Source organism: Gemmatimonas aurantiaca, from assembly GCF_037190085.1.
GTDB classification, from domain to species: Bacteria; Gemmatimonadota; Gemmatimonadetes; order Gemmatimonadales; family Gemmatimonadaceae; genus Gemmatimonas; species Gemmatimonas aurantiaca_A.
Genome location: NZ_JBBCJO010000005.1, coordinates 999,053 through 1,023,689 on the forward strand (window position 1 = coordinate 999,053; position 24,637 = coordinate 1,023,689).

18 protein-coding genes are annotated in these 24,637 nt (G+C 64.9%); 8 read left to right on the forward strand and 10 right to left on the reverse strand.

From position 1 onward, the window contains the following. Nucleotides 1–36: 36 nt before the first annotated feature. The 5 genes from WG208_RS10085 to WG208_RS10105 all read right to left on the reverse strand — a co-directional run bounded on the left by WG208_RS10085 (nt 37) and on the right by WG208_RS10105 (nt 4,381). Complete coding sequence (locus WG208_RS10085) at nt 37–948, reverse strand: sugar phosphate isomerase/epimerase (RefSeq protein ID WP_337171214.1); 912 nt, start codon at nt 946–948, stop codon at nt 37–39. Further along, on the reverse strand, nt 945–1,442 hold the full coding sequence (locus WG208_RS10090; RefSeq protein WP_337171215.1) for a GNAT family N-acetyltransferase: 498 nt from the start codon (nt 1,440–1,442) through the stop codon (nt 945–947). Before WG208_RS10090 ends, WG208_RS10085 begins: the two co-directional genes overlap by 4 nt. Further along, nucleotides 1,439–2,581, reverse strand: a complete 1,143-nt coding sequence (locus tag WG208_RS10095; RefSeq protein WP_337171216.1) for an FAD-binding oxidoreductase — start codon at nt 2,579–2,581, stop codon at nt 1,439–1,441. The genes WG208_RS10090 and WG208_RS10095 overlap by 4 nt, the downstream gene beginning before the upstream one ends. A gap of 46 nt (nt 2,582–2,627) precedes the next feature. Next, nucleotides 2,628–3,689, reverse strand: a complete 1,062-nt coding sequence (locus tag WG208_RS10100; RefSeq protein ID WP_337171217.1) for a S41 family peptidase — start codon at nt 3,687–3,689, stop codon at nt 2,628–2,630. 191 nt (nt 3,690–3,880) lie between these two features. Continuing rightward, nucleotides 3,881–4,381 (reverse strand): hypothetical protein, encoded by a 501-nt coding sequence (locus WG208_RS10105; RefSeq protein ID WP_337171218.1) that lies wholly within the window; start codon nt 4,379–4,381, stop codon nt 3,881–3,883. A gap of 196 nt (nt 4,382–4,577) precedes the next feature. Between WG208_RS10105 and WG208_RS10110 the strand changes: the two genes are divergently transcribed. Both WG208_RS10110 and WG208_RS10115 read left to right on the forward strand, forming a co-directional pair. Further along, nucleotides 4,578–7,283 (forward strand): prolyl oligopeptidase family serine peptidase, encoded by a 2,706-nt coding sequence (locus WG208_RS10110; protein ID WP_337171219.1) that lies wholly within the window; start codon nt 4,578–4,580, stop codon nt 7,281–7,283. A 107-nt stretch (nt 7,284–7,390) separates the two neighbouring features. Further along, on the forward strand, nt 7,391–7,957 hold the full coding sequence (locus WG208_RS10115) for an acyloxyacyl hydrolase (protein ID WP_337171220.1): 567 nt from the start codon (nt 7,391–7,393) through the stop codon (nt 7,955–7,957). A gap of 230 nt (nt 7,958–8,187) precedes the next feature. Here the strand turns inward: WG208_RS10115 and WG208_RS10120 are convergent, their stop codons facing one another. Then, entirely contained in the window at nt 8,188–10,023 is a 1,836-nt protein-coding gene (locus tag WG208_RS10120) for a M28 family peptidase (protein WP_337171221.1), read from the reverse strand. A gap of 108 nt (nt 10,024–10,131) precedes the next feature. Here WG208_RS10120 and WG208_RS10125 point away from each other — a divergent pair, with 108 nt between their 5' ends. Next, nucleotides 10,132–12,084 carry a peptidylprolyl isomerase gene (locus WG208_RS10125; protein WP_337171222.1) on the forward strand — a complete coding sequence of 651 codons (1,953 nt, stop codon included), beginning with the start codon at nt 10,132–10,134 and terminating at the stop codon, nt 12,082–12,084. Between the two features lie 104 nt (nt 12,085–12,188). Beyond that, a complete protein-coding gene (locus tag WG208_RS10130) occupies nt 12,189–15,074 on the forward strand; it encodes a gamma-glutamyltransferase (protein ID WP_337171223.1) in 2,886 nt (961 codons plus the stop codon). A 132-nt stretch (nt 15,075–15,206) separates the two neighbouring features. On the opposite strand, the gene WG208_RS10135 is transcribed toward WG208_RS10130, so the two are convergent. Further along, complete coding sequence (locus tag WG208_RS10135) at nt 15,207–17,495, reverse strand: prolyl oligopeptidase family serine peptidase (RefSeq protein WP_337171224.1); 2,289 nt, start codon at nt 17,493–17,495, stop codon at nt 15,207–15,209. An 82-nt stretch (nt 17,496–17,577) separates the two neighbouring features. Here WG208_RS10135 and WG208_RS10140 point away from each other — a divergent pair, with 82 nt between their 5' ends. Then, complete coding sequence (locus WG208_RS10140; protein WP_337171225.1) at nt 17,578–18,729, forward strand: hypothetical protein; 1,152 nt, start codon at nt 17,578–17,580, stop codon at nt 18,727–18,729. Between the two features lie 25 nt (nt 18,730–18,754). Here the strand turns inward: WG208_RS10140 and WG208_RS10145 are convergent, their stop codons facing one another. Both WG208_RS10145 and WG208_RS10150 read right to left on the reverse strand, forming a co-directional pair. After that, a complete protein-coding gene (locus WG208_RS10145) occupies nt 18,755–20,593 on the reverse strand; it encodes a CocE/NonD family hydrolase (RefSeq protein ID WP_337171226.1) in 1,839 nt (612 codons plus the stop codon). A 60-nt stretch (nt 20,594–20,653) separates the two neighbouring features. Beyond that, a complete protein-coding gene (locus WG208_RS10150) occupies nt 20,654–21,583 on the reverse strand; it encodes an endonuclease/exonuclease/phosphatase family protein (protein ID WP_337171227.1) in 930 nt (309 codons plus the stop codon). 228 nt (nt 21,584–21,811) lie between these two features. Between WG208_RS10150 and WG208_RS10155 the strand changes: the two genes are divergently transcribed. From WG208_RS10155 to WG208_RS10165, 3 genes are read left to right on the forward strand one after another with little or no spacing between them, the layout of a single operon-like run. Next, nucleotides 21,812–22,249 carry a hypothetical protein gene (locus WG208_RS10155; protein WP_337171228.1) on the forward strand — a complete coding sequence of 146 codons (438 nt, stop codon included), beginning with the start codon at nt 21,812–21,814 and terminating at the stop codon, nt 22,247–22,249. A 24-nt stretch (nt 22,250–22,273) separates the two neighbouring features. Further along, nucleotides 22,274–22,639 carry a VOC family protein gene (locus WG208_RS10160; protein ID WP_337171229.1) on the forward strand — a complete coding sequence of 122 codons (366 nt, stop codon included), beginning with the start codon at nt 22,274–22,276 and terminating at the stop codon, nt 22,637–22,639. Between the two features lie 56 nt (nt 22,640–22,695). Next, nucleotides 22,696–23,181 (forward strand): VOC family protein, encoded by a 486-nt coding sequence (locus WG208_RS10165; RefSeq protein WP_337171230.1) that lies wholly within the window; start codon nt 22,696–22,698, stop codon nt 23,179–23,181. A gap of 10 nt (nt 23,182–23,191) precedes the next feature. Here the strand turns inward: WG208_RS10165 and WG208_RS10170 are convergent, their stop codons facing one another. Continuing rightward, nucleotides 23,192–24,589, reverse strand: a complete 1,398-nt coding sequence (locus WG208_RS10170; RefSeq protein ID WP_337171231.1) for an MATE family efflux transporter — start codon at nt 24,587–24,589, stop codon at nt 23,192–23,194. Nucleotides 24,590–24,637: the final 48 nt, after the last annotated feature.

The window sequence follows — 24,637 nt, forward strand, 5'->3', positions numbered from 1 at the left end:
GGATGAAGTGGGGGAATGCGGTGAGGAAAGGACGGCTCACAACGCCTTGAGCGCCGCGGCGCTGGCGGTGATCGAAGCGATCGGATCGGTCGGGTTGTCGTGCTCGATGAACCAGTGCGAGAGGCCGCTGTTGCGCCCTTTCGCAAGAATGCTGCGGAAATCGATCGTGCCGGCCCCCACGTCGGTCATCCGACGTTCTGGCGGCGGTCCTGCATCTTTCATGTGACATGCCACGACACGGCCCGGCCAGCGCCCGATGATCGCCAACGGATCCTGCCCGGCCTTCACCGCCCAGTAGATATCGAGCTCCAACTTGACCGCATTCGGATCGGTCTGGGTGGTCATGACTTCGTAGCCCGTGGTGCCGTCGATCGGCGTGAATTCGTAGTCGTGGTTGTGATACGCCAGCGACAACCCCGCCGCCTTCGCGCGCGCTCCACCCGTGTTCAACCGCTCTGCCAGACGCTGCCAGTTGGCCCGCGAGCCGCGATACTCGGCCGTCACCGACGGCACGACCACAAGACGATGCCCCATCGCGTTGGCCCGATCGAAAATCGCCCCCCAGCCCTCGTCGGTTGCTGGCAGCGCTTCATGGGTCGCGGGCGCGGTGAGTCCATGCCGCCCGAGCAACGCCCGCCACCACGCCGCATCCTTGTCGTAGTAGCCCGCAAATTCCAACTCCGTGATGCCGGCCCGCGCGACAGCGGCGATAGTCCCTTCGAGATCTTTCGCCAGCAGACTGCGCACCGTGTAGAGCTGCAATCCGATGCGCTCGATGCGCGCCCGCGATGGCGTCACACCGGCACCGGTGGCTGCCGCCAGGGAAGGCCACAGCGACGCTCCTGCACCACCGGCAAGGCCTCCGGCCAGCAGACGCAACGCCGCGCGTCGCGATACGATCGACGCGTGTTCGTGTTCGTGCCCGTGCTCGTGTTTCGGTTCGTTCATGCTTCCGGTCCTCCCGCGGCCAACTGCGTGAGCGCATCACCCGCGACGCGATAGACGGTCCATTCGTCCTGCGGGCGCGCGCCGAGTTTTTCGTAGAAGCCGATCGCATCGACGTTCCAGTCGAGCACCGACCACTCGAGTCGTCCACACCGGCGTTCCATCGCCAGGGCAGCCAGTCGTACGAGCAGCGCCTTGCCGATCCCACGCCCCCGGAATGCCGGCGGGACAAAGAGATCTTCGAGATAGATCCCCGGTCGCGCAAGGAACGTGGAGAAATTGTGGAAGAACAGGGCGAAACCGGCGACCGCGCCTTCCCATTCGGCAATGATCACCTCGGCATAAGGCCGCTCTCCGAACAGCGCGTCCCGCAGCAGATCGTCGGTTGCGATGCACTCGTGCCGGAGCCGTTCGTAGTCGGCCAGCCCCTCGATGAGTTCGCGGATGGTGGACACGTCCTGCGCCGTGGCCGGACGAATGTGCAACGATGTGGTCATGATTCCGTTCTCCGGTTTTCCCCGAGCAAGGTGCGCACGGCAAAAAAATCGCCATCGAGCGCCGCACCGACCACCGCGCGTGCAGCCAGTGCGCCGATCACGTTGCCGGTCCCCGAATAGCCACCCAGCGCCCACACGCCCTCGCGCACCTGTTCCACGATGGGCAGTCCCGTATCCGTGTAACCGGCACAAGCGGCCCAGCGATGCGTGACGGGTGCCGCAACACCGATATGCGAACGCAGGAAATCTTCGAGCATGCCCTGCACCGGTTCGGTGGGAATCGCATCGGTGCTCCACTCGCTCTCGCCCGCCCGATCGCGAAATCCGCCCAACGCCACCGAGCCATCGGGTAATTGCTGCCAGTACTCGTAGCCCTCACGATAGTACATGGGACAGGGAATCCGGCATTCGGTGGTGGGTGCCGTGGCCAGCATCTGCAGGCGTGCCGTCCGTACCCGACCGATGAGTTCGGGTAGCAACAACTCGAGACGGCCATCCACCGCCACGAATACCCGCGCACAATGCACCACACCATGTGGCGTGATCACGCGCGTGCCGACGATCTCCTGTACCGGCGTGCGCGCGAAGAGCCGCGCTCCTTCGGCACGGGCCTGCACTGCCATGGCGCGGCAGCGCGCCAACGGATTGAACGAGGCATCCGCGGGCAGAAACAGGCCGACGCCGAGTGCGTCTTCGATCCATTCGCAGGCCAACCCGTCGGCCCGCATGGCTTCGAGCTGCGCCCGACAGTCGTCGAGTTCCCACTCGTCGGCCGCGAGACGACGTGAGCCCGTGAAGCGCACTGTGCCCGGCGCGGCGGCAGCGATACGCGGCAACTCGGCCAGCGTCGCCGCATGGATGGCCCGCGCGCGCTCCCGCCCATGCTTGCGCACGGCATCGTGATAGAAGTCATAGGCACCGGCCAGCAGGAAACCGCCATTGCGGCCGGCCGCGCCAGCGCCCACGTCACCCGCGTCGATCCCGATCACCCGTTCGTCGCGACGCAGCAACTCCTCGATGATGGTCAGGCCCGTACCACCGAGGCCGATCACGCAGGAATCGGCGCTGACATCGCCCGTCAACGCGGAAAGTGGCGTCCACTGACCATCGTCCCAAACCGGGACATTCGACTGGCTCATGCGGCGTGCGGGTCGAGGAAAAAGAACGCCCGGACCCGAAACGCCTTCAGCGGCGGTCGTGTCCGTCCTGCAGCCTGGAATCCGGTTTGGAGTCCTGCTTGGGATCCTGCTGCTTCGGGTCCTGCCGGCTCGGCGGCTCCGCCGCTCCGGCCGGCGCGATACGGTACACTCCAGTCCGCTCTCCTAGCAATCCGACCGCGGCATCGATCAGGGGATCCCGGGCGGAATCATATCCCTCGGGGTCCCAGGTCATGGCCAGATGCGGAGCCACCCCCCGCCCCTCGATGGGCTGCCGGTCGGGGCCATACTCGAGCCACCGCGGCACCGTGAATCGCCAGCCATTCCCCAGAGCGAAGGTGGCGGGATTTCCCGAAGCGCCGCCGGTGGTATCCCCGATGACGGTGACCTGGGGAAGCGTGCGCATCGCCGCCACGAAACTCTCGGTGGCACTGAGTCCACCCCGGCCCGCGATGAGCACCACCGGGCGCGTGAACTGCCACGGCCCCCGCGGCGCGAGCGTACGCGCGAGCGGCATCTCCACGTCGGTCACGCGGGGATCGGTCCGGATCTCCACGTAGGAGGCCGGAAACGAGCGGCGTGTGAAGCGACCGGCAAACGCCAGCGCGGTGCCATCGTTGCCGCCCGCATTCGTTCGCACGTCGATGATGAGTCCCTGCGCATCCCGCGCACGAAGCAATGCCGCATCCAGGGCGTCGATGTCCACCGGCGCCTTCCAGGTGCCGATGTACAGGTAGGCATACCCCGCCACCATCCCTTCGCCGATTTCGTTGCGTTTGATGATGCTCGCTTCGCGCATGGCCGCTTCCCATCGCGCCCGATCGAAATTCGCCAGGGTATTGGTGCGATAGGTGGGCACGACCTGACCACGCGGATCGACGAGCCACACGTGGCGATCCTGCAAGGGCGCGAGCATCTCGATCAGCACCGCAATCAGCTCGTCCTGGGTGCGCACGCGCAAGGCGCGTGCCCGGTATGTGTCGCGCTGGGCACGCCAATCGACACGCTTGTAGGCGAACGACGGATAGACGGCGTCGAATCGCGCCCACAACGTATCGAACTGCTCGATGAAGGCCGTCCGCGGCGCCACATTCGGCGCGACTGGTCGGGCGAGTGGGGAGGGGCGCCCACATCCTGAAGCGAGCGCAATACCCGCCAGTGCCAGCGCGGTCCGGAACCGCCCTGCGCATTGCATACCAGAACGATGCAGATCGGACCGCGCAGGGTCCAGTCCGCCGGGACGAATCGCGGTGAATTATCGCCCGGCGTCCAGCCTCACAGTCACCCCGCCGCCGATGGGCTGGCCAGTTCGGTGGCCACCTGCCGCGCCAGTACCGCCAAATCCGGCGAGTGCTGGACGGCTTGGTAGTAGAGCCGCTGAAACGCATCGCCTTCGGAGTCCGCCTGCAACAGGACACGCGACCGGTCGAAGAGCGCCACCGCTTCTCCGGCCCCGAGGGGCTGCTTCTTGTCGGCCAGGCGCTCGTCGATCAACAGGACGAGTTGAGCCATGGGGCGCAGCCAGTCGAACCAGGGGTCGTTGATCACCAACTGCAGAAACGCGCTGTTGTTGGGAATGCGCCCCTTCACTTTCTCATAGCGGTCGCGCTCGACATTGAGCAGCGCCCGGTGCACCCGCAGCAGATTGTCCCGTACCCGGTCCAGGCGCTGACGCTGCTCCGGCGTGGCGGGGATCGCATCCACCGTAGCCGGAGCAGGCGTCTGCTCCGCCGAGAGTTTGGACGGTGTGTCGGACGTGTCGTGAGAGGTGGGATCGGACATGGGAATCGAGCGGGTGGTGGCGGGGGTCGGACCATCGACGAGGTTGAAATCTACTGGCATCTCCCACCCCGCCAACCGCAAGCACCCGCCCCATCGCGTTGCATCTGGACAAGCGTTTCGGGAAGGCGTTGGATTAGGGAAACGCGGGACTTTTCCGCCCAGTCGCCTTTTCCCCGTAGTCGAGGTCTCCCCGTTCATGCGCTCTCTCCTCACGAACGTCGCCGGTGTACGCTCGGGAGCGTTGCCGCTGACGCTTGCCCGCACCGTCTTCGCAGTGTCCGTTTCCGGACTGCTCACGGTCCCGGCTCTGCTGAGGGCGCAGAATCGGGCCGGCAATGCGGCCACCTCGTCTCCGACGTCCCGTGCGGCAGACCCGCTCACCGACGAAGGGTACATCACGCCGCCGGAGGCGATCGCGAGACTCGTCACCGCGCTGCGGGAGTCGAATGTCGCCTACACGACGCCGAGCCCGGGCGGTCGGAAGTACTTCGCGCGCACGGTGAGCGATGGATTGCCCACGCTCAAGTACGTGGGCAAAGCGCATCACAATCTCGGAGGCCTGCAGATCGATCAGGCCGGCAACCGGGAGCGCGCGCTCACCATGCGCAGCGCCGCCGGCCTCGAACTCTTCGAATGGGAAACGGGCCGCAAGATCGCCGTGGCGCTGCCGGCGGGAGCACGGACTGCACCGCCGGTGTGGTCGCCCGACGGATCGAAGATCGCGTTCTTTGCCTTGTTCGACGATGCCACGCAGCTCTATGTCGCCGACGCGGCCACCGGCAAGACCACACCCGTATCGGGGCGCAATGTCCTCGCGACGACGGTGACGGCACCGGTGTGGAGCGCCGACGGTCAGTCGGTGGTGGTGGTCCTCACACCCGATGGCCGTGGCCCCGAACCCAAAGAGCCAGCACTCGCCACGGGTCCGATGGTGCGCATGAACGAAGGCGGCAAGCTCAAGACACGCACGTATGCCGATCTGGTGATGACGCCTTATGAGAAGGATCTGGTGGCGTATCACATCACGGGACAGTTGGCGCTCGTCAACGTGAAGACGCGGGCCGTGAAGAAGATCGGCGCGCCGGGCATGATCCGCGCGCTCGATCCCTCGCCGGACGGGCGGTACTTCCGGGTAACCTACCTGGAGAAGCCGTTTTCGTATGTCCTGCCGGTATCGTCGTTCGGCACGCGCGAGGTGATCGTGGATGGCACGGGCGCGATCGTGCGGGAGATCGTGCACAAGCCGCTCCGTGAAGCAGACGATCCCGTCAGTCCGGCCGATCCGATGAACGCCAATCGGGCGCAGGGCGATCGGGTGCCGGTGGACACCAGCAAACGCAACATCGCCTGGCATCCTCGTGGAGGACTCATCTACGCGCAGGTGGCGCCGGCCAACGGGAATGCGAACCGCTCCGCGGGAGCGGCAGACGCCGGGGGCCGTTCCGACAGCGCCGGTGCGCGTCGGCAGGATCGCATCATGCACTGGAAGGCCCCGTTCGAAGCCAATGGCGCGACGGCGCTCTATCAGACCGCCAATCGCATCACGGCGGCACGCTTCAACGATGCGGGTACCATTCTCTTCGTCACCGAAACGGGAACCGGCGGCTCGTTCGAACAGGCCATCTTCCTCGACGAGAACAACGCGAAGTTCACCGTCATCGCTCCGCGGCCGCGTGGTCGGGGTGATAGCGCGGCGGCGCCCACGCCACCGGGCGGCGGTTTTGGACGCGGCAATGCCGGCGCGCTCGTGTCGCGGCCTGGCAGCAAGGGGGACGCGGTGATCGTCGTCTCCACTGATGGCAAGTCGGTATTCACCGTAGGCAACCCGGCGGATACGGCGCGCTCGCCCAAGACCTACGTGGAGAAGATCGAGATCCGTACGGGGAATCGCACGCGCATCTACGAAAGTGCCGGCGATGTGCTCGAGACCATCTCGGCGCCGCTGGACGACGACTTCACCCGCGCGATCGTACAGCGTGAATCGCCCACACTGGTTCCGCAGTCGTTCGTGCTGACGCTCGCCTCGAAGGAAGCGAAGCAGCTCACGAACAACGTCGATGTGATGCCGGAGATCAGCAAGGCGGTGAAGAAGACCGTGGTCGCTCGCCGCGCCGACGGTTACAGCTTCAACGTGAAGGTGACGCTGCCGGCCGACTATCGGGACGGCACCCGGCTACCGGCGATGTTCTGGTTCTATCCACGCGAGTACGACAACCAGGCGGCCTACGACCGCTCGCTCACACAGAGTACGGCGGCCGACCGGCGGTATCCATCCTTCGGTCCACGCTCGTTGCAGTTCCTGGTGACGCAGGGTTACGCCGTCGTGGAGCCCGACGCGCCGATCTTCGCGAGCGAAGGCCAGCTTCCCAACGACAACTATGTCGTCGATCTGCGCAACAATCTCGCGGCGGTCATCGACGCACTCGATACCCTGCAGATCATCGACCGACAGCGCCTCGGCCTGGGCGGCCACAGCTACGGGGCGTTCAGCACGGTGAACGCCATGGTGCACACCCCGTTCTTCAAGGCAGGTATTGCCGGAGACGGTGCGTACAACCGAACGCTGACGCCCAACGGCTTCCAGAGCGAACGTCGAGATCTCTGGCAGGGCCGGCAGACGTATCTCGAGATGTCGCCCATGCTCTACGCCGACCGGCTCAACGGTGCGCTGCTCATGTATCACAGCACCGAAGACCAGAACGTAGGGACCGATCCGATCAACTCCACGCGTCTCTATCACGCACTCATGGGACTCGGCAAGACCACCTCGCTGTACATGTACCCGTACGAGGATCACGGTCCGATCGCCAGGGAAACCGTGCTCGATCAGTGGGCACGGTGGGTGGCCTGGCTGGACAAGTACGTGAAGAATGCGGGTCAGAAGAAAAACACCGCCATGTGATGCGCCACGATTCCCCGATGCGCACCCTCCTGCTCGTTCTCGCCACGGCACTGCTCCCATCTACCGGGGCAGCGCAGTGGCTGCGTTCAGCGCCGGCAAGAGTCGACTTGGCTTTCTCCGACGCGGTCGCGTTGCGAACGGCGTCGCACAATGAGGTGGTCGAGGGGGATTTGCGGACGGTGTCCGTGCAGGTCACGCGGGCGGTGTTCCGTACCCACTGGCACGATCGTCCGCTGACACTGTCGTGGTTAGCCGAGGCGTTGCCGGTGATGCTGATGAAGTCAGGCGCACCACCCAATCGGGTTCCCACGACGGAGACCGATCGCGAGGAAGCGCTTGATCCGGCGCGCATGGCTCGCTATCAGGTTCGGAATGTGTATGGCTTCGGCCTCGCTCCATTCGGGGCCGAGGCCGAAGTGCCGATGACGGGCGCACTGCAACTGCTGGTGAACACGACCGCGGGCGGTGCATGGTTCAACAAGGTCGTGCCGTACGGACGTGCCACGCAGGCCAATTTCACCGTCGCGCCGGGCGTGGCGCTGCAGATGCCCTTCGGCGGGTCACACGCATTGGCCGTGGGGTATGCGCTGCATCATCTGTCGAACGCGAGTTTCGGCGATGCGAACCCGGGACTGAATTCGCATCTGGTCACGCTGCGATTGCGAGCGCGGTGATGGCGGCTTTCCTGCATGGAAGGCGGCCGCACGTTTGAAAGGCGCCCTGCGGGCGCGATACCGGCAGGATCAACAACAGGATACCAGCAGGATGACTCCACCGGCGCTCGATGTCCTCGCTGCACACTGGGAGCAATCCTGCCGGTATCCTGTTGTTGATCCTGCCGGTATCGCCGCCGCAGGCGGCCCCTGAACCGTCAGTGAGTCACCCAATAGGCTGTGAACCCGTACTACGGCACGATGTTCTTCGGCTTCGCCGGCTTCGTGCCATTCAGCCGTGGGCGCGGACCATTGGCCACGTCCACCGTCAGATCTCTGATGTAGTTCGTGATACGCGCATAGTGCGGATAATCGATGAACTCGGCTTCGTCGCTCCGCTGATGGTAGTCCCCGTGCAGTCCCGTGAAGAAGAAGGCGATCGGGATACCCTGCATGGCGTAGTTGTAGTGATCGCTGCGGGCGTAGATGTTGTTGTACCCCGCCCACGCAATGGGATCGTCGAATCGGTAGTCGAACGCCAGCGGTTTCGTCTGCTTTTTGTTCACCGCCTGCACCTGCTCGCCAAGATCCTTCGAGTCGAACCACGACCCCACCACGCCCAGATAGTCGGGACTTCCGCCCGGCAGGTCCTCCGCCCGGCCACGTCCGATCATGTCGATGTTGAGCTGCGCCACGATACTGTCGATGGGGACCGTGGGGTTGCGCACGAAATATGCCGAGCCGAGCAGACCGGCTTCTTCGCCGGCGTGCCAGATGAAGATGGTCGAACGCTTCGGCTTGACCGGCATCGCCTGAATGGCTTCGGCAATCTCCAGCACCGCCATCGACCCCGATCCATCGTCGTCGGCCCCGTTGTTGATGGAGTCGATACGCGCCTTGGGATGAATGCGACGGATGCTGTCCATGTTCACTTTGATGGACGCCAGCTGTGCCGGTCCGAGCCCGGCCATGTCGTTCGCCATCTGCAACTTGATGCGTGCGTCGTTGAACGCCTTCAGGGAATCCTTGTCCACCGGAGTGGCGAAGCCCACGTGATCGTTGTGCGCGCCGATCGCCACATACTGGTGCTTGAGCCTGGGATCGCTGCCCGGAATGATGGCGATGACGTTGCGCGCCCATTCCGTGGGAAGCTCCACGAAATCCAGCGACGCCGAAACCGTGCCACCCTTCGCACCCGGCGAGAGCCCGTCGACACTCGCACCATGAAAGAGCCGCGAGGCCGCGTCGCGGGTGAGACGAATCGTCGCCGCGGGCTGCAGCATCGCGAGTTGCTGCTTGAGCAGCGCAAGGGAATCCACCGGACCGGCGCCATCGGGCGCACCCGGAGCACCGGGACGCGGTGCACGCGGCGGTGCGATCTGCGAGGCCATGGTGGGTTCATTGATCGCCATACGCTGCGGCATGGCGAGCGCATCGAGATCGACCGTGGCCACCGCCACGGCATCGGCGAAACGACCGGCCGCCGGAGCGAACCCCGGACGCATGGCAAAGGCCTGCCCCTGCGGCGCACGAGCCCCGCCGGGCGCCGGCAGCAGCACCACGAACTTGCCCGCTGCCGCCGACGACGGGATCTGCGTACTCGTGTCGCCCTGAATGCCGCCGTACACCACCTCGGCATCGACGATGAAACGGGGCGCACGCTGCCCGGGGACCGCCACAAAATCGGTGTTCCATTGCAGCGGGTTTCCGTCCACCGTCAGACGTGAATGATCGGTGAACTTGCGCACATGGAACGGCAGATTCTGGAAGTACGTGCCATTGTCGCCGGCCGGCGCGAGTCCAAGCCGCTTCACCTCGGCGGCGATGTAGTCGGTGCCCTTCTTGTTGCCCACCCGCCCCACCTGACGCCCCTGCATGGAGTCGTCGGCGAACTGGTAGAGGCGGATCTGCAGGTCGCGCACGTCGATGGCCGCCTTGGTGGGGGCCGGCGTCACACGCGAGGGATTGCCGTAGCGGTTCACACCCTGCGCTTCGAGCGCGGCGGTTGGAACCAGTGAGGACACCACGAACGACACAAGCATTGCACCGGTGCTCACAAAAGGCCACCGGGAGCGGACGGACCGCATGGGTTCTCCGGGAGTGATGTTGCGGAAGGCGGGATCCCTGCAAGTTACGACATGCGGCGCAGGTCCGCATATTCGGACAGTCATTCTCACTCTCGCCTGCGTTTCGCCATGTGGCCTTTTGTTCTCGCGTTGTTCCAGGTTGCCGGTGGCCCATCCGGTGGCGCCGTCGGCACCACCACCGCACAACCGACTCCCACCTCCTCTGCCATCACGGTCCATGACGTGCTGCTGGCCGAGTATCGCCGGGAGCTGGGCGGTCCGGCACTGAAGGCGGTCTTTCTCACCAGAGACACCGTACTGCATCGCTACGCCGCGCGTGCCGTGGGGCGTCTCCGGGACGTGCAGTTCTCGTTCCTGCTGGACAGTGCCATCAGCTCGCCGGCGCTGTCGGTGCGGCGCGAAGCGGCACGTGCCATCGGTCTGGTGGGCCCGGCCACTCTGCTCCGCAAGAACGGGCCCTTGGCCGATATCGCCGATGCGGAGCTGCGGGCACTCAGTTACGAATCGTACGGTCGGATCGGCACACCGGGCGACGAGACGGAGCGGATCGTGGTGGCCGGATTGCGCGACCCTTCGGTGATCGTGCGCCGCGGCGCGGCACGGGGGGTGGAAGCACTGGCCAGACGCAACGGCCGGACACGCCGTATGAGCAACAATGCCCTGACCGGCATCGTCAGTGCATGGCAGGCCGATCCCGACGCCGAATTCCGCGCCACGCTGCTCATGGCGCTGAACACGGCGGGACACCGCGATTCGAGCACGGTGCGCGCCGCTCTGCGGGACACCAGTGCCGATGTGCGACGTCTGGGCGTGGTGCTCGGTCGGGTCTGGATCGACGACACGGTGCCGGCCGTACGCTGGCAGGCCCTGCGTGTGGCGGGAACCTGCGAACAGGCCGCCGCGTCGATCGCCGATCGCAACGAACATGTCGCGCTGCTCGCCTTCGACATACTCGGCGAGAAGAAATGCGACAAGGCGCTCCTGATGCCGCATGTACGAGCGCAGACGTCCTGGCACCGACAGGCGCACGCCACCATCGCCCTGGCCCGTACGGCTCCCACCGATGCCACCGAACCCGTTCGTGCGCTTGCCCGCTCGCGGGTCTGGCAGGCGCGCGCCTGGGCCGCGGAGGGCGCGAAGCTCACGGGTGATTCGGCGCTGCTGGAAACGCTCTCGCGTGACGCCGAACCCAATGTCGCGGCCGCGGCGACCGTGACGGCCGACCAGGCATTGCGCGCGCTTTCGCGTGACCACGCGGGACTGCTGCTCAAGGCCGCCACGGTGTTGCGCGAGAAGCAGCTCAAGGCAGCGAACCTCACGCCCGAAGCCGTCATCGACAGACTGATCGGCACCTTCGATCGGATCAGTCGCACGCAGTCGGTTGCCTGGCGCGATCCGCGCATCGCCCTGCTCAAGACCATCGGCTTCTATCCCTATCCCCAATACTTCGGCTGGGTGGCGGCCCGCCTCCAGGATCGGGATCCGGGTGTGGCCAATGAGGCCGCCGATATTCTCAAGCAGGGATTGCTGGAGCGACGGGCATTGACGCTGTACTACGATCCGCCGGCCTTTCCCGGCGCGTCGGCGTTGGCATCACTCTCGGGCGCGACGGCCACGATCCGCATGCGCGGCAAAGGCATCATTCGCATCCGTCTCCTGCCCGACGACGCGCCAGCCACCGTGCACACCTTCGTCACACTCGCCGAACGGGGTGCCTACAACGGCAAGACCCTGCACCGCGTAGTGCCCAATTTTGTGCTGCAGGGCGGCAGCCCGGGCGCGGACGAATACGATCCCGTCACGAACTTCTTCATGCGTGACGAAGTGGGCGGCAGACATCGCCGCGGCACCTTCGGCATCTCCACGCGCGGTCCCGACACCGGCGATGGACAACTCTTCATCAATCTCGTCGACAACGTGCGTCTCGACATGGACTATACCGTGTTCGCCGAAACCATTTCCGGACTCGATGTCATCGACCGGGTACAGGAAGGTGATGTGATCGAATCGATCGTGATTCAGCGGGCGACGGGGAGCCGCCCGCGCACCGGAGGCCGCTGATGCGTTTGCCGAGGCATTCACACCCCTTTCGTCGTCTCGCGAGCCGCGTCCGTACGATGACCGCGCCGGTGACGGTGCTTGCGGTCCTGCTGGGAGGGCCTTTCATGCCGTCAGCCGCTCCCGCGCAGACGGCACCAGCGCAGACGTCGTCGACGACAGACCCGGTGCCGCTTCGCCGCCCTGCCCTGTCACGCCTGCGGACTCTCGCGTTCGAGCGCGAAGGGCATATCCATCTCCGCTTTGCCGACGGCAGCACGATGCCCGTGACATCGGGGAGCGCGTATCATCGTGATCCATCATTTGCCCCCGGCGCTTCCGGCTCACCGGCGGCGCTCTACTACGCCAGTGATTCCGCCGGGAACTACGACATCTGGAAGGTGCCGCTCGACGACCGGGATCGGCCCAGCGGTGCGCCCGTGCGCCTCACGACGATGCGCGCGCAGGATGTCTCTCCCAGTGTTTCCACCACGGGACAGGTGGTGTTCCAGCGCGGCCTGGGTGGTGATGCGCGGATATGGGTACGCGAAGCGGATGGCCGCGAACGTCGTCTCACGTCGCAGGAGCGCATCGAACGACGTCCCCGCTTTTCCGCCGATGGCAAGCGCGTGGCGTTGATCGCGCTCACGGAGACGAGCCGCAAGGTGGTGGTGGTGCAGATCGATGGCGGCGCGGAATCGACCCTCACGACCGATGCGTCGATCGAAGACATCGCCTGGGGCCGCGACAATCAGCTGGCGGTTTCGTTGCGCACCGGTGTGGTGGTGGTGCCTGCCACGGGCACCACCTATCAGAATCTGGTGTCGCGCAACCACGGAGATATCGACTGGTCGGTGGATGGCTCGACCATCACGATCGCCGAGCAGCGCGATGTCTCGGTGAGTTACAACGGCGATCCCGATCGTGGAGTCGATCGCACGGCGCATGAACGTCAGAGCCTGGTGGCCACCGGTCCGCTGCCCGGAATTTTTCAGGTGCCCGCTCCGCGCGCCGTTGACGCCGACCGTGCAACCGTGGCGGTCGATGTCGTGGCAGATCGGGCCGCGCTGAATACCGCTGCGTTCGACCGGGTGTGGGAACGCAGCGACCGCCTCTACTTCAGCGATACGCTGACCGGGGCCACCGCAGCGGCACGCCGGAGCTGGCGTGCAGTGCGCGACCGGCTGCGACCGGCAGCCATTGCCGCGGCCACCGACAGCGCCTTGCAGACCGTCATCCATGATGCGCTGCGTCAACGACCCGCCTTGCGTCGGGAAGCGACCGGCAAGGCCGCGGTGTCGAGCGCGCATCCGACGGCCACGGCCGCCGGTCTCGAGATGTTCCGCCAGGGCGGAAACGTCATCGATGCCGCCGTCGCCGTGAGTTTTGCACTGGGCGTGGTGGAACCCGACGCCAGTGGCATCGGCGGGTATGGCGAGATGGTCATCGCCCTCACGGGACAACAGCCCACGCTCATCGAATTCATGAGCCGTGTACCGGAGGATGCGGGGCTCGACAACAAATCCCTGCTGGTGAATGGACGCTATCCCAGCGACGGACCTGTGCTCGTGAACGTGCCGGGTACGGTGGCCGGCATGCATCTCGCCTGGCAGCGCTACGGCAGCCGGAAACTCACCTGGGCACAGTTGCTCGCGCCGGCCATTCGCGCGGCACGCGACGGGTACATCGTGAGTGATGGTCTCGCCACCACGCTCGCCACCGAACGCGAGCACTTCGCCAAGTACGAGGGCAGTCGCGCGCTCTTCTTCCGTGACGGGAAGCCGCTCGTGGCCGGCGATACGCTCCGCAACCCCGATCTGGCCTGGGTGCTCGAACAGATCGCCGCCGGTGGCGCCGATGGCTTCTACAAAGGCGACGTGGCGGAACGCTGGGTGAAAGATCTGCACGCCAAAGGCAACGCCATGAAGACGAGCGATCTGGCGCGGTATTTTGCCAATGAACGTGAACCGGTCTGCGGCACCTACCGGCAGTATCGTCTCTGCTCGGGTTCTCCACCGGTGAGCGGGGGCGCGGATCTGGTGGCCCGTCTCAATCTGCTCGAACAGTATCCGGCGCCCAAACGCTACAGCGACGACGCGGGCACACTGCACGCCGCGTTGTCGGCCTGGTTCCTCACGCCTTCGTCACGGGGCAAGATCGCCGATCCCGCCCTCTGGCCCATCGACGTGGCATCCATCGTCGCCAAGGACAGTGCACGGGTGCGCTGGCAGTGTTTCGACACCGAACGCGCGCTCACACCACAGAGCACCCGTGGAGATACCCTGGCCTGTCTCAAGGCGCGGTCGGCAAACACCACGGTGCCGGCAGCGGCGGCACCGCCTTCATCGGAATCGGCATCGTTCGCGTCGGCATCGTCGCCGTGCGGCGAGGATCACGCCACGGAAATGGACGTCTGTCATGCCGCGGGCACGACGGCTTTCACCGTGGCCGATGCCGACGGCAATGTCGTCGCGGTCACGCAGACACTCGGCACCTGGGGCGGGAATTTTTATGTCACACCCGGTCTCGGTTTTCTCAGCAATGACAAACTGACGAGTTACGGCACCGATCCCACGCAGTACGGCTCGCGCCTGCCGTTCGCGCGCCATGGCAGCACGCTGGCACCCACCATCGCCTTCAAAGGCAACCGCCCGGTGTTTGCCGTGAGTGCCGCCGGTAATGCCTGGATCACGTCGGCCGTGTACCAGACGCTGCTCGGCGCACTCGACTACAACCTCGGCCCTCAAGCGGCGCTCGAATTGCCGCGCTTCCTGCCGGGCGGTGGTGGCGGCCCGCCGGGCGCAGGCGGTGGCAATCGCTACACCATTCAGCTCGAAGACGGCTTTGCGCCGCAGGTCGTGAACCGTCTCCGGTCACTCGGCTACGATCTGTCATTCGTATCGGCACGCGGAGAACTGCGTGAAGGGTACGGCGCCGCCATCCGCATCGATGGCAAGAGCGTGACCGCAGGCGCCGATCCGAGGCGCGCGGGAGAGGCAGGAGCGGTGAAGTAAGGCGGGGTTGCGGGTCGTGGGCTTGGTGTTTGGAGTGAAACAGCCGAGTGGCGGGTCACGGGTCGCGAGCAACACGCGACCCATATCCTGCAACCCGGCTGTTCACCCCCAAACCCACGTCCCCACAACCTGCTACCGCTGTTTGTCCCAGACGAATCGCTTCAAGAACACCCCCATCCGGTCGAACGTATCGATCCAGTTTGCGTGGATCATCGATTCGTGGAGGTCGTCGGGCACGACGATCAGTTCGTGGTAGATGTTCCGCGCGCGCAGCAGTTGCACCAGCCCCACCGTCTGCGCGAAGTCCACGTTGCGATCATCGTCGCCGTGCACCAGGAACACCGGCGACTTCCATCCATCGATCGCCCCAACGGCCGATGAACGGAATGCCAGGTTCGTGGAATCGATGACATTGCCGTAGAGGTGCACACCCGCGAGATCCACGCCGGCAACGAAGATGTCGCTGTTGCGGGCGAGTGCCTGCGACGTGAGCAGTCCGCCATACGAAAGGCCCCAGATGCCGATACGGGACGGATCGACATCGGCGCGTGCCTGCAGGTACTTCGCGCCCGCCACGACGTCCTGATATTCGGAGTTGCCGCGTCCCTGCGTGTTGGGCGCATCGCGGAAGCTCTTGCCGTAACCCACACCGCTCCGGTAGTTGATGCTCAACACGACATAGCCCTGATCGGCAAGCCACTGGTTCACCGCGTACGACCAGTGATAGAACTGCATGTAGTGGTAGGCCGGCAGCATCTGACGCCGCGGACCGCCGTGCACGAACACGATGGCGGGTCGTTTCTCGCCAGCCTTGAGATCCCTGGGCAGGAACAGCGTATTGCTGATCTCGAGTCCATCGGCCGCTTTTGTCTTCACCACTTCCGGTATCACGTGTGCCGCCGTGGGGAACGACTTCGCCAGCGTGGGGAAGATGATGCGCGGTTCACCGCCGCCCGCGGGCACGAGCGCCACCGACGCCGGGATTTTTGCGCCGAAGTACAGCACGGCGATCTGCTTGCCCGATGCGAGCGGCTGCGGATATGTCTCCACGCCATCACCCACCGACAACCGACGTGGAGTGCCACCGGCCACCGGCACCGACCAGATGTGCCGTCGTTCGATGTCTTCGGCATTCGTGGTGTAGATCAGCGACTTGCCGCCATCGCGGGTGAAAGCCACTGATGTCGCATCCTCGATGAGACCATCGGTCGTGGTGAGGCGAACCGGCTGGCCACCCTGCGCCGGAATCGCATACCAGCGCTCCCACTCGTCCTTCGGCACGTTCACCGGGAAGGCGATGCGATCGTCTGCCCAGACCATGTTGTTCAGCGACGTGAATACGCTGTCGCCCGGTGCGTTGTGCCACACCTCTCGTGCCTTACCTGCGGTGGGATCGGCGATCATGAGCTTGAGCGTGTGCCCACCTTCGAAAGCCGAGGAATAGAAACCGGGCGACCGACGCATGTTCTGCCGCGCACTGTCCGGACGCTGCGCCTGTGCAGCCTGTCCACCGAATCCACCGCCACCACAGCCGCCCGAAGGATTGCCCGCCGGCATCGGAGCGAGCGCGTTGGCCGCGGCGCCGGCGGGGTTGCCGATACCACCCAGCCCGCGTTGCGTCTGATTGCCGAAGGGCACACCCGGTCGACGGGAGAAGGCCAGCGACTTGCCATCCGGTGACCACGCCGGCCCTCCGTCACAATCGACACTGGGGGAGACATAGGTCACCGAACGTTTCGCGACATCGTAGACTGCTACGAGCGCATGATTCTCGCGATCGCTCACGAAGGCGATCTTCGAGCCGTCGGGCGACCAGCGCGGCGTGCCGTTGCGCCCCCAGGCTCTGATCAGCGGCGTGGCTCCGGTGTCCATCGGCGTGAGCGGCACACCCGGCGTACGCGCCACACGTGCCCGATAGATCTGCCCATCACGCGTGAAGAGCACCCAGCGACCGTCGGGAGACAATTCAGGCGCCGCGCCTTCCGCCACGCGCCATGGGGTGCCCCCATTGGCCCTCACGGCCCAGATGGCACGCTCCGCACCGCGGGGATCGTGTGACGGGTTGGCCACCCAGCCATACCGATTGGGCGCCGACCCTCGCACGAAGACGATCATCGATCCATCGTCGGAGATGCGTACGTCGGTGAGATCGGTGCCGTCGTCGGTGAGAAAGTTGGTGGCACGCACCGGTTTGAAATCCGGCGCGGCTGCCGTGTAGACATTGCGCAGTCCCTGATCGTAGACCATCCAGGCGATACGATCGGCTTTGCGGGCCGACACCAGCGTGAGCGGCGACGCCGGCGAGAGCCATGGACCGATGCTCGGGACCGTCGTGGTCGATTGCGCGTGGACGATGGATGCGATCAGCGCCGGGATCGCCAGTGCCACCAGCCGGCGGGATAACGGAGGGAGTATGGACATGAGCGAGGAGGTGGGGAGATGGCCCAAGCTATAGCTTGAGATCGATCCCCGCTGCCTGAATTCCGTCCGAGAGGTGTCGCCCATGCCCATCGCCGCCCTGTGGCCGCTGCTTCTGACCGTGACGCTGGCCTGTACCCGTCCGGCCGAAACACCGGCCCGTCGGGACGACACCTCGGCGGTGGCGGCAGAGAAGCCGGCTCGGCAGGACAGTCTCACGACCGCCGAATTCGCGGCGCTCTCGGCCCGGCTCAGTGATACCGGTGGTTACTTCGACACCGACAATCTCATCTCCAACGAACCCAGCCTGCTGCATGTGCTTTCCGATCTCGACCGGATGCATGTACGGGGTGGTGCGTATGTCGGCGTCGGTCCCGATCAGAACTTCAATTACATCGCCCGCATCGCGCCGCGTATCGCGTTCGTGATGGACATCCGACGCGACAATCTGCTGCAACATCTGCTATTCAAGGCCCTTTTTGCGGAGGCGCGCAATCGTGTCGAGTATCTGGCACACTGGCTCGGCCGTCCCGTGCCGGCAGACGTATCATCGTGGGATGCACGACCGGTCGATTCGCTGGTAGCCTGGGCTGTGCGCACACCGTCCACGCCCGTCAGCGCACAGTCGGCAGTGGACGCCGTGCGGCGCCGCGTGCGCACGTTCGGTATCCCTCTTTCGGCTGCCGATCTTGCCACGATCGAACGGTTCCACCGCGCGTTCATCGCCGAAGGTGTGGCCCTGCGCTTCACCAGCCATGGCCGTGCCCCGCAGCCCTACTATCCCACGCTCGCGCAACTGCTCACCGAGCGGGATCGCGAAGGCACACAGTCGGGGTACCTCGCCACTGAAGAGGCCTTCCGCGTGGTGCAATCGCTCGAACGGCGCAATCTCGTGATTCCGGTGGTCAGCGACCTCGCCGGCGCCAAAGGGCTCCCTGTGCTCGCCACCGTATTGCGCGAGCGCGGTGATTCGGTGAGCGCATTCTACACCTCGAACGTGGAAGACTACCTCATCCGGGATGGGCGATTTCCCACGTTCGTCCGTTCACTGGCCGCGCTGCCCAGGCAGACCAATGCGATGATCATCCGCAGCTGGTTCGGCGGCGCCGGTTCGCATCCCCGTTCGGTGCCCGGGTACCACACCACCCAACTCGCCGAACCCATCGTCGATCTCGTGGGCGATCCGTCGGTGGCTGCCGTGCGGAGTTACCGGCAACTGGTGATGCGGCTGCGGTGAACTGGTGTGGCTCCCGCCACACGATTCACCGGATCACCGGCAGTTCGATACGCGAAGCCTGCGCCCTGGTGTGATACACCCGCTGTGTGGCCGCACGGAAATCCGACGGGGCCGCGTTGTAGATGTCCACGAACGTCTGGGGATTGCGATCGACGAGTGGGAACCAACTGCTCTGGACATGCACCATGATCCGATGCCCCTTCCGGAACGTGTGCAGCACATCGTCGGAGTTGAACGCGACCAACTCGACCTTGTCCGGCGTGAAGGGCTCCGGACGTGAGTAGCTGTTCCGGAACTTGCCGCGCATCACATCGCCCCGCACCATCTCCTGAAAGCCCCTGGGCTCACCCGGCCCCGCACCGGGGTGCACGTCGATCAGCTTCACGACCCAATCACTGTCCGTTCCGCTCGTCGAAACGAACAGCGATGAACGCATCGATCCCGCCACGGTGATGTCTTCGGTCAAGGGATCGCTCACATACACGAGCACATCGGGACGTGTCGAGCTGAACCGCTGATCGCGCGCCATGTAGTCCGGATTCATGTCCGTCGAACGCTGCGCCATGAATGGCACCGGATCGGCAGGATCGCTGCGGTATTCACGATACGCCGGCGACACGGAGGCTGGTGGCGCCGAAAAGGACAGCGTGCCGCCCGCGCGCAGATAGAGCGATCGTGTCGTCGCGCCTTTTGGCGGCCAGGCGTCGAACGTCCTCCAGCGATTCACCCCCGTCTCGAAGGCGGTCGCGTTGGCCAGCGCGATACTGCCGTTGCCGTAGAGATAGGACTCGAAGAACGAATACTCGATCGTGTCCCGGAAGAAGCTGCCCGTGTTCATGCCGAATGTGAGATCGCCCACCGCGTCGCCTGCGCCCCGACGCCACTGACCATGCGACCACGGGCCCAGTACGATCCTGTTCCGCGTTGCCGGACTCTGGCGCGCGATGGCAGCATGGACCTGCAACGCCCCATGGAGATTGTTGGCATCGTACCATCCACCCACGGCCAGTACCGCCGGCTGCACATTGCGGAGCTTCGGCGCAAGCCGGCGGGCCTCCCAGAAGTCATCCAGTGTTCCATGTGCCATCATGTCATTCCAGAAGGGCGCTGTTCCCTTCATGTAAAGACGGTCGGCGTTCGAAAGTGGGCCCATCTCGAGAAAGAATCGGTACCCGTCATCCGTGGGAAACGTGAAACGCGGCGGTGGCGTGGTGCCAGGAGCCGGACGGGCCCGCCCGGCGGTGGTGAAGAAGTTGAACGCGCTGGTCAGGAAGAAGGCGCCATGGTGATGCACGTCGTCGCCCATGAACCAGTCTGCCTGCGGCGCCTGTGGTGAGGCCGCCCTGAGCGCCGGATGGGCATCGACGAGTGACGCACCGGCGAAGTATCCCGGATAGGAGGTGCCCCAGATGCCGACACGTCCGTTGTTGTGTGGGATGTTCCTGATCAGCCACTCGATCGTGTCGTAGGCATCAGTGCTCTCATCGGTCTGCCGCGCACCCGCCATGCCTCGCCATGGAGTCATGTGCACGAACTCGCCCTCGGACATCGATCGTCCGCGCACGTCCTGATACACGAAGATGAATCCCCGATCGAGAAACCGGGGCGAGATCATGCGTAGCGCGGGATTGTACCCCGTGGCGCCATACGGCCCCACGCCGTACGGTGTGCGCGAAAGCATGATCGCGTACTGCTGCCCGGTGTCGCGAGGCGCGTAGACGGACGTGAAGAGGTGTGTCCCATCCCGCATGGAGATGCGATGCTCCGTCTTCACATAACGGCTTTCGATCGCCGAGTTGTCCTGCGCGCCCGCGTCGGGCGCGATCGTGAGCAGGAATGCGATGGACGCGAAAACGGCTTTCATGGCAGCCATGGGTGGGGGTTCACGGCGGTACGACACCCTTGATACAGAGAGCCGGGTGAATCAGCGGGCACAGGGAAGCACGGACGCCAGCACCGGAAGATGATCGGAGAGAAACCGTCCATCCCACCGATCGGTCAGCACCCCATGACGCAGCACCCGTACGCCATCACTCACGAACACGAAATCGATGCGACGTCCCTCCTCGATCTCCCGGAACGCATTCCAGGTGGAGAAGGGGCCATAGTGCGTGGTGGCACTCACGTGCATCGCGTCGTGCAAGGGACGCGATCCATCGGGCAACTCGCCGCGTGTCAGCGCGAGATAGGCCGGATGGGACGGATCGGCATTGAAATCTCCGGTCATGGTCAGAGGACGGCCATCGGCCAGTGCGCCGAGTCGACGCCGGATGAGCCGTGCGCTCTCCACGCGCGCGCTGTCCCCCACGTGATCGAAGTGGGTGTTCACATGCAGCCAGATGCATCCCGTCTGTCGATCGCGGAAACGCGCCCAGGTCGCGATACGTTCGAGCGCCGCGTCCCAGCCACGGCTGCCCACCACTTCCGGTGTGGGCGATAGCCAGAACGTTCCGCTCTCGAGCGCGGTCAGACGCAGTGTGTCGTACAGGATGGCACTGAACTCACCGCGCTCCGCGCCATCCGTACGTCCGACACCCACCCGGCGATATCCGGGCAACAGCACGTCGAGTTCGCGCAGCATGGGCGCCAATGCTTCCTGTACACCGATCACGTGCGGGCCGTGGAAACGCATGGCACCGGCCACACGATCGCGGCGGTATGGCCAGGCATTGGGTCCGTCCGCGGGATTGTCGTAACGGAGGTTGAACGACATGATCGTGATCGGCTCGGGCCGGAGCGTCGTTGCCGGTCCCGGAGCCGCACCATTCGTGTGCGTCCGTCCACCGGATGCGTGACAGGCCGTGGTGGCAAGAGCGAGTGTCAGCAGCAACCACGACCGGTGCGCGCGCGGCACAGGATTCGGTCGGAGGCTGCGACGAACAGAGACGGATGAGGACACGGGATCAGGGTGGGGGAGCCCCAATAGTCGTCGTCGGTGAGGGTTTGCGCGACCTTGCGCGACATCTTGCGACATCCTGCCGCATCCCATGACATCGGCAGCACCCACGGTCGCGGGCCGGCGACGAGTGGACCATCCTGAAGATTGGCAGAGACGAGGCGGCCCCGCAGATTTCCGGATGTCATGAATCCCACCGCCACTACCATGAACGGCCTGGCGTCCGTGCTGCTATTCTCGGCCGTGGCCGTGCTTTTCGGCTGGAGCTTCCGGCGGGTCGCCACACGCGGAAGCGCCACGGCGCAGGCCGGCGCGTGGCTGGGTGGCGCGGCGATCGTCGCCGGACTCATGACGATGCGGGTTCGTCAGATGCAGACGGTGCTCGGACTCTCACCCGAACAGCAATCGTCGTTGCCGGTCTTTTGGTGGATCTTTCCCATGTGGGTGGTCGCGCTCGGCGCCGTGGTTCTACTCATCCGTCGCGATATCCGGAACCTCGCACCTCAATCCATTGTCCGTACTACCGGACGGATTCTGGGAATCTTCTGGCTGGGCACACTGGTCTACCTGATCGCATTCGCGATACTCGACGTCACGCCGAGCCTGATTCCGATCACAAGGTGACCGTATTTTCACGATGAGGGTACCATGATTCTCGGACTTCGGACGGTCATCTATCCCGTGCACGATCTGCCGGCAGGCAAAGAGTGGTATGCCCAGGTGCTCGGCCTGCAAGCGTATTTCGACGAACCGTTCTACGTGGGTTTCAACGTGGGCGGGTTCGAACTGGGGCTCATCCCCGATGGACAGGCTGGCACGGTGGGTCCCCAACCGTTGTGGGGTGTCTCCGACGCCGATGCATCGTTCGCGCGCCTGATCGAGCTGGGAGCCACGTCGCTGGAGCCGGTCACCGAGGTGGGCGGTGGGATCAAAGTGGCGGCGGTGCTCGACCCGTTCGGCAACCGATTCGGGATCATCGAGAACCCACACTTCGATCGGTCAAGCATCAGGTGACGTGTGGATGGGCCGATGGACGCCACAACCGGCACAACATTTTCGCGGAGACACCCATGAGCAACCCTGCCAAGAATACGGTCTGCGTGTGGTACGACAACGGTGCCGAAGAAGCGGCACGGTTTTACGCTCAGACCTTTCCGGATTCATCCGTGGGCGCGGTGCATCGGGCGCCCGGTGACTTTCCGTCGGGAAAGCAGGGAGACGTGCTGACGGTCGAGTTCACGGTCATGGGTATCCCATGCATCGGACTCAATGGAGGTCCGGCGTTCAAGCACACCGAGGCCTTCTCGTTTCAGGTCGCGACCGTCGATCAGGAAGAAACCGATCGCTACTGGAACGCGATCGTTGGTAGCGGTGGTGAGGAGAGCATGTGCGGTTGGTGCAGGGACAGATGGGGCGTGTCCTGGCAGATCACGCCGATTGCCCTCACCCGGGCGGTCGTCGATCCCGATCGTGCGGTGGCCAAGCGGGTGTTCGAAGCCATGATGACGATGAAGAAGATCGATATCGCGGCCATCGAAGCCGCACGACGGGGCTGACAGCGGGCGGCTACCGGCCCAGCCCCAACTGGATCGCCCGCCACCGCCCCTGCTCGAATCGCCAGGCGCTCAACACACATCGCAGCGCATGCCCCATCACGATCGCCAACCAGATGTGATGGGGTTGGAGCTGCCCCATCGATTCCATGATGGTGAGAAAACCGATGGGCAGCGCGAACTGCGAAACGAGCGTGATATACAGCGGACTCCTGGTGTCACCGGTGCCCTGCAATCCGCCGGTGAATGTGAGCGCCACGGTGATGAACAGACCCGACACACTCAGGTATGCGAGCAACTCGCGGCCGATGCGCACGACGTCGGGTTCGGTCATGCCGAAGATGCTCAGCAGGAACTGCGGAATGAGCAAGAACGTCACCCCGACCGCCGCGGCGATGGAGAGTCCGATCTTCGCCGCATGACGCACGGCCAGGCGGCTGCGTTCGGGGTGGCCTGCCCCGAGGTTCTGGCCGGCCACGGCCGCCGCGGCGCCCATGAGCCCCACCGACGTCCAGGTCACCAGCGAGAACAACTGGGTGTATCCCACCACATACGCCGCCTGCGCTTCCGCACTGTTGGCCGTGGAACCGATGAAGCGCAGCAGCATCACCCCCGCCACGTTCATCGCGATGCCCTGCAGGCCCGTGGGCAAGCCGAAGCGGAACAACGCCCGGATGATCTCCCAGTCGGGCTTCCACGACATGCCGCGGAAATCGATCACCCATGCGCCGCTGAACAACTTCATGATCGCGTAGATCGCCACCAGTCCGCTGGAGATCATCACGCCCGCCGCTGCACCCGCCGTGCCCATGGCGGGAATCGGTCCCGCGCCGCGGATGAGCAACACATTGAACACCACATTGCCGATGGTGAGGGCGATGCCGAGCCGCATGGGTGTGCGTGAATCACCCGCCGCCCGCAGCGCCCCACCCAGCATGAAGAACATCATCATGCCGAATCCGAACACGAACATGATGCGAAGAAACGGCAGCGCTTCGGCCTGCACCGTGGGCGATGCATGCACGAGCCCCAGCAGTGTCGGCGCCAGGACATATCCCACCGGTGCGAGCACACCGACACTCAGTCCCAATGCCAACAGGAACGCCTGCGACGCCGCACGGTTCACGCCCGCATGATCGCCCGCTCCCGCAAATCGGGCCACCAGCACCGCCATCCCACTGAACAGCGACGAGATGAACACCATCACCACCAGAAACACCTGGTAGCCCACCCCCATCGCGGCGTTGCCCGCAAACCCCACGAGATGACCGACCAGTGCGTGATCGATCATCCCCTGGGCTCCGGCAATCACGTTCTGCACCACCGATGGCCACGCCATCTTCCACACCGCGGGACCAATGGGTCCTTCGACGATCGAACGGTCGATGGAGCGCGGGGACGACGTGGCCATTGTCAGGAGGCAAGAGAGGGAGTCAGTTCAACACGGATGACAGGGCAT

What these genes read in the sequence shown, in the direction of transcription:
- WG208_RS10085 (WP_337171214.1), bottom strand. Translation starts at nt 948, where the DNA reads ATGAACGAACCGAAACACGAGCACGGGCACGAACACGAACACGCGTCG.
- WG208_RS10090 (WP_337171215.1), bottom strand. Translation starts at nt 1,442, where the DNA reads ATGACCACATCGTTGCACATTCGTCCGGCCACGGCGCAGGACGTGTCC.
- WG208_RS10095 (WP_337171216.1), bottom strand. Translation starts at nt 2,581, where the DNA reads ATGAGCCAGTCGAATGTCCCGGTTTGGGACGATGGTCAGTGGACGCCA.
- WG208_RS10105 (WP_337171218.1), bottom strand. Translation starts at nt 4,381, where the DNA reads ATGTCCGATCCCACCTCTCACGACACGTCCGACACACCGTCCAAACTC.
- WG208_RS10110 (WP_337171219.1), top strand. Translation starts at nt 4,578, where the DNA reads ATGCGCTCTCTCCTCACGAACGTCGCCGGTGTACGCTCGGGAGCGTTG.
- WG208_RS10120 (WP_337171221.1), bottom strand. Translation starts at nt 10,023, where the DNA reads ATGCGGTCCGTCCGCTCCCGGTGGCCTTTTGTGAGCACCGGTGCAATG.
- WG208_RS10125 (WP_337171222.1), top strand. Translation starts at nt 10,132, where the DNA reads ATGTGGCCTTTTGTTCTCGCGTTGTTCCAGGTTGCCGGTGGCCCATCC.
- WG208_RS10130 (WP_337171223.1), top strand. Translation starts at nt 12,189, where the DNA reads ATGCCGTCAGCCGCTCCCGCGCAGACGGCACCAGCGCAGACGTCGTCG.
- WG208_RS10135 (WP_337171224.1), bottom strand. Translation starts at nt 17,495, where the DNA reads ATGTCCATACTCCCTCCGTTATCCCGCCGGCTGGTGGCACTGGCGATC.
- WG208_RS10140 (WP_337171225.1), top strand. Translation starts at nt 17,578, where the DNA reads ATGCCCATCGCCGCCCTGTGGCCGCTGCTTCTGACCGTGACGCTGGCC.
- WG208_RS10145 (WP_337171226.1), bottom strand. Translation starts at nt 20,593, where the DNA reads ATGAAAGCCGTTTTCGCGTCCATCGCATTCCTGCTCACGATCGCGCCC.
- WG208_RS10155 (WP_337171228.1), top strand. Translation starts at nt 21,812, where the DNA reads ATGAATCCCACCGCCACTACCATGAACGGCCTGGCGTCCGTGCTGCTA.
- WG208_RS10160 (WP_337171229.1), top strand. Translation starts at nt 22,274, where the DNA reads ATGATTCTCGGACTTCGGACGGTCATCTATCCCGTGCACGATCTGCCG.
- WG208_RS10165 (WP_337171230.1), top strand. Translation starts at nt 22,696, where the DNA reads ATGAGCAACCCTGCCAAGAATACGGTCTGCGTGTGGTACGACAACGGT.
- WG208_RS10170 (WP_337171231.1), bottom strand. Translation starts at nt 24,589, where the DNA reads ATGGCCACGTCGTCCCCGCGCTCCATCGACCGTTCGATCGTCGAAGGA.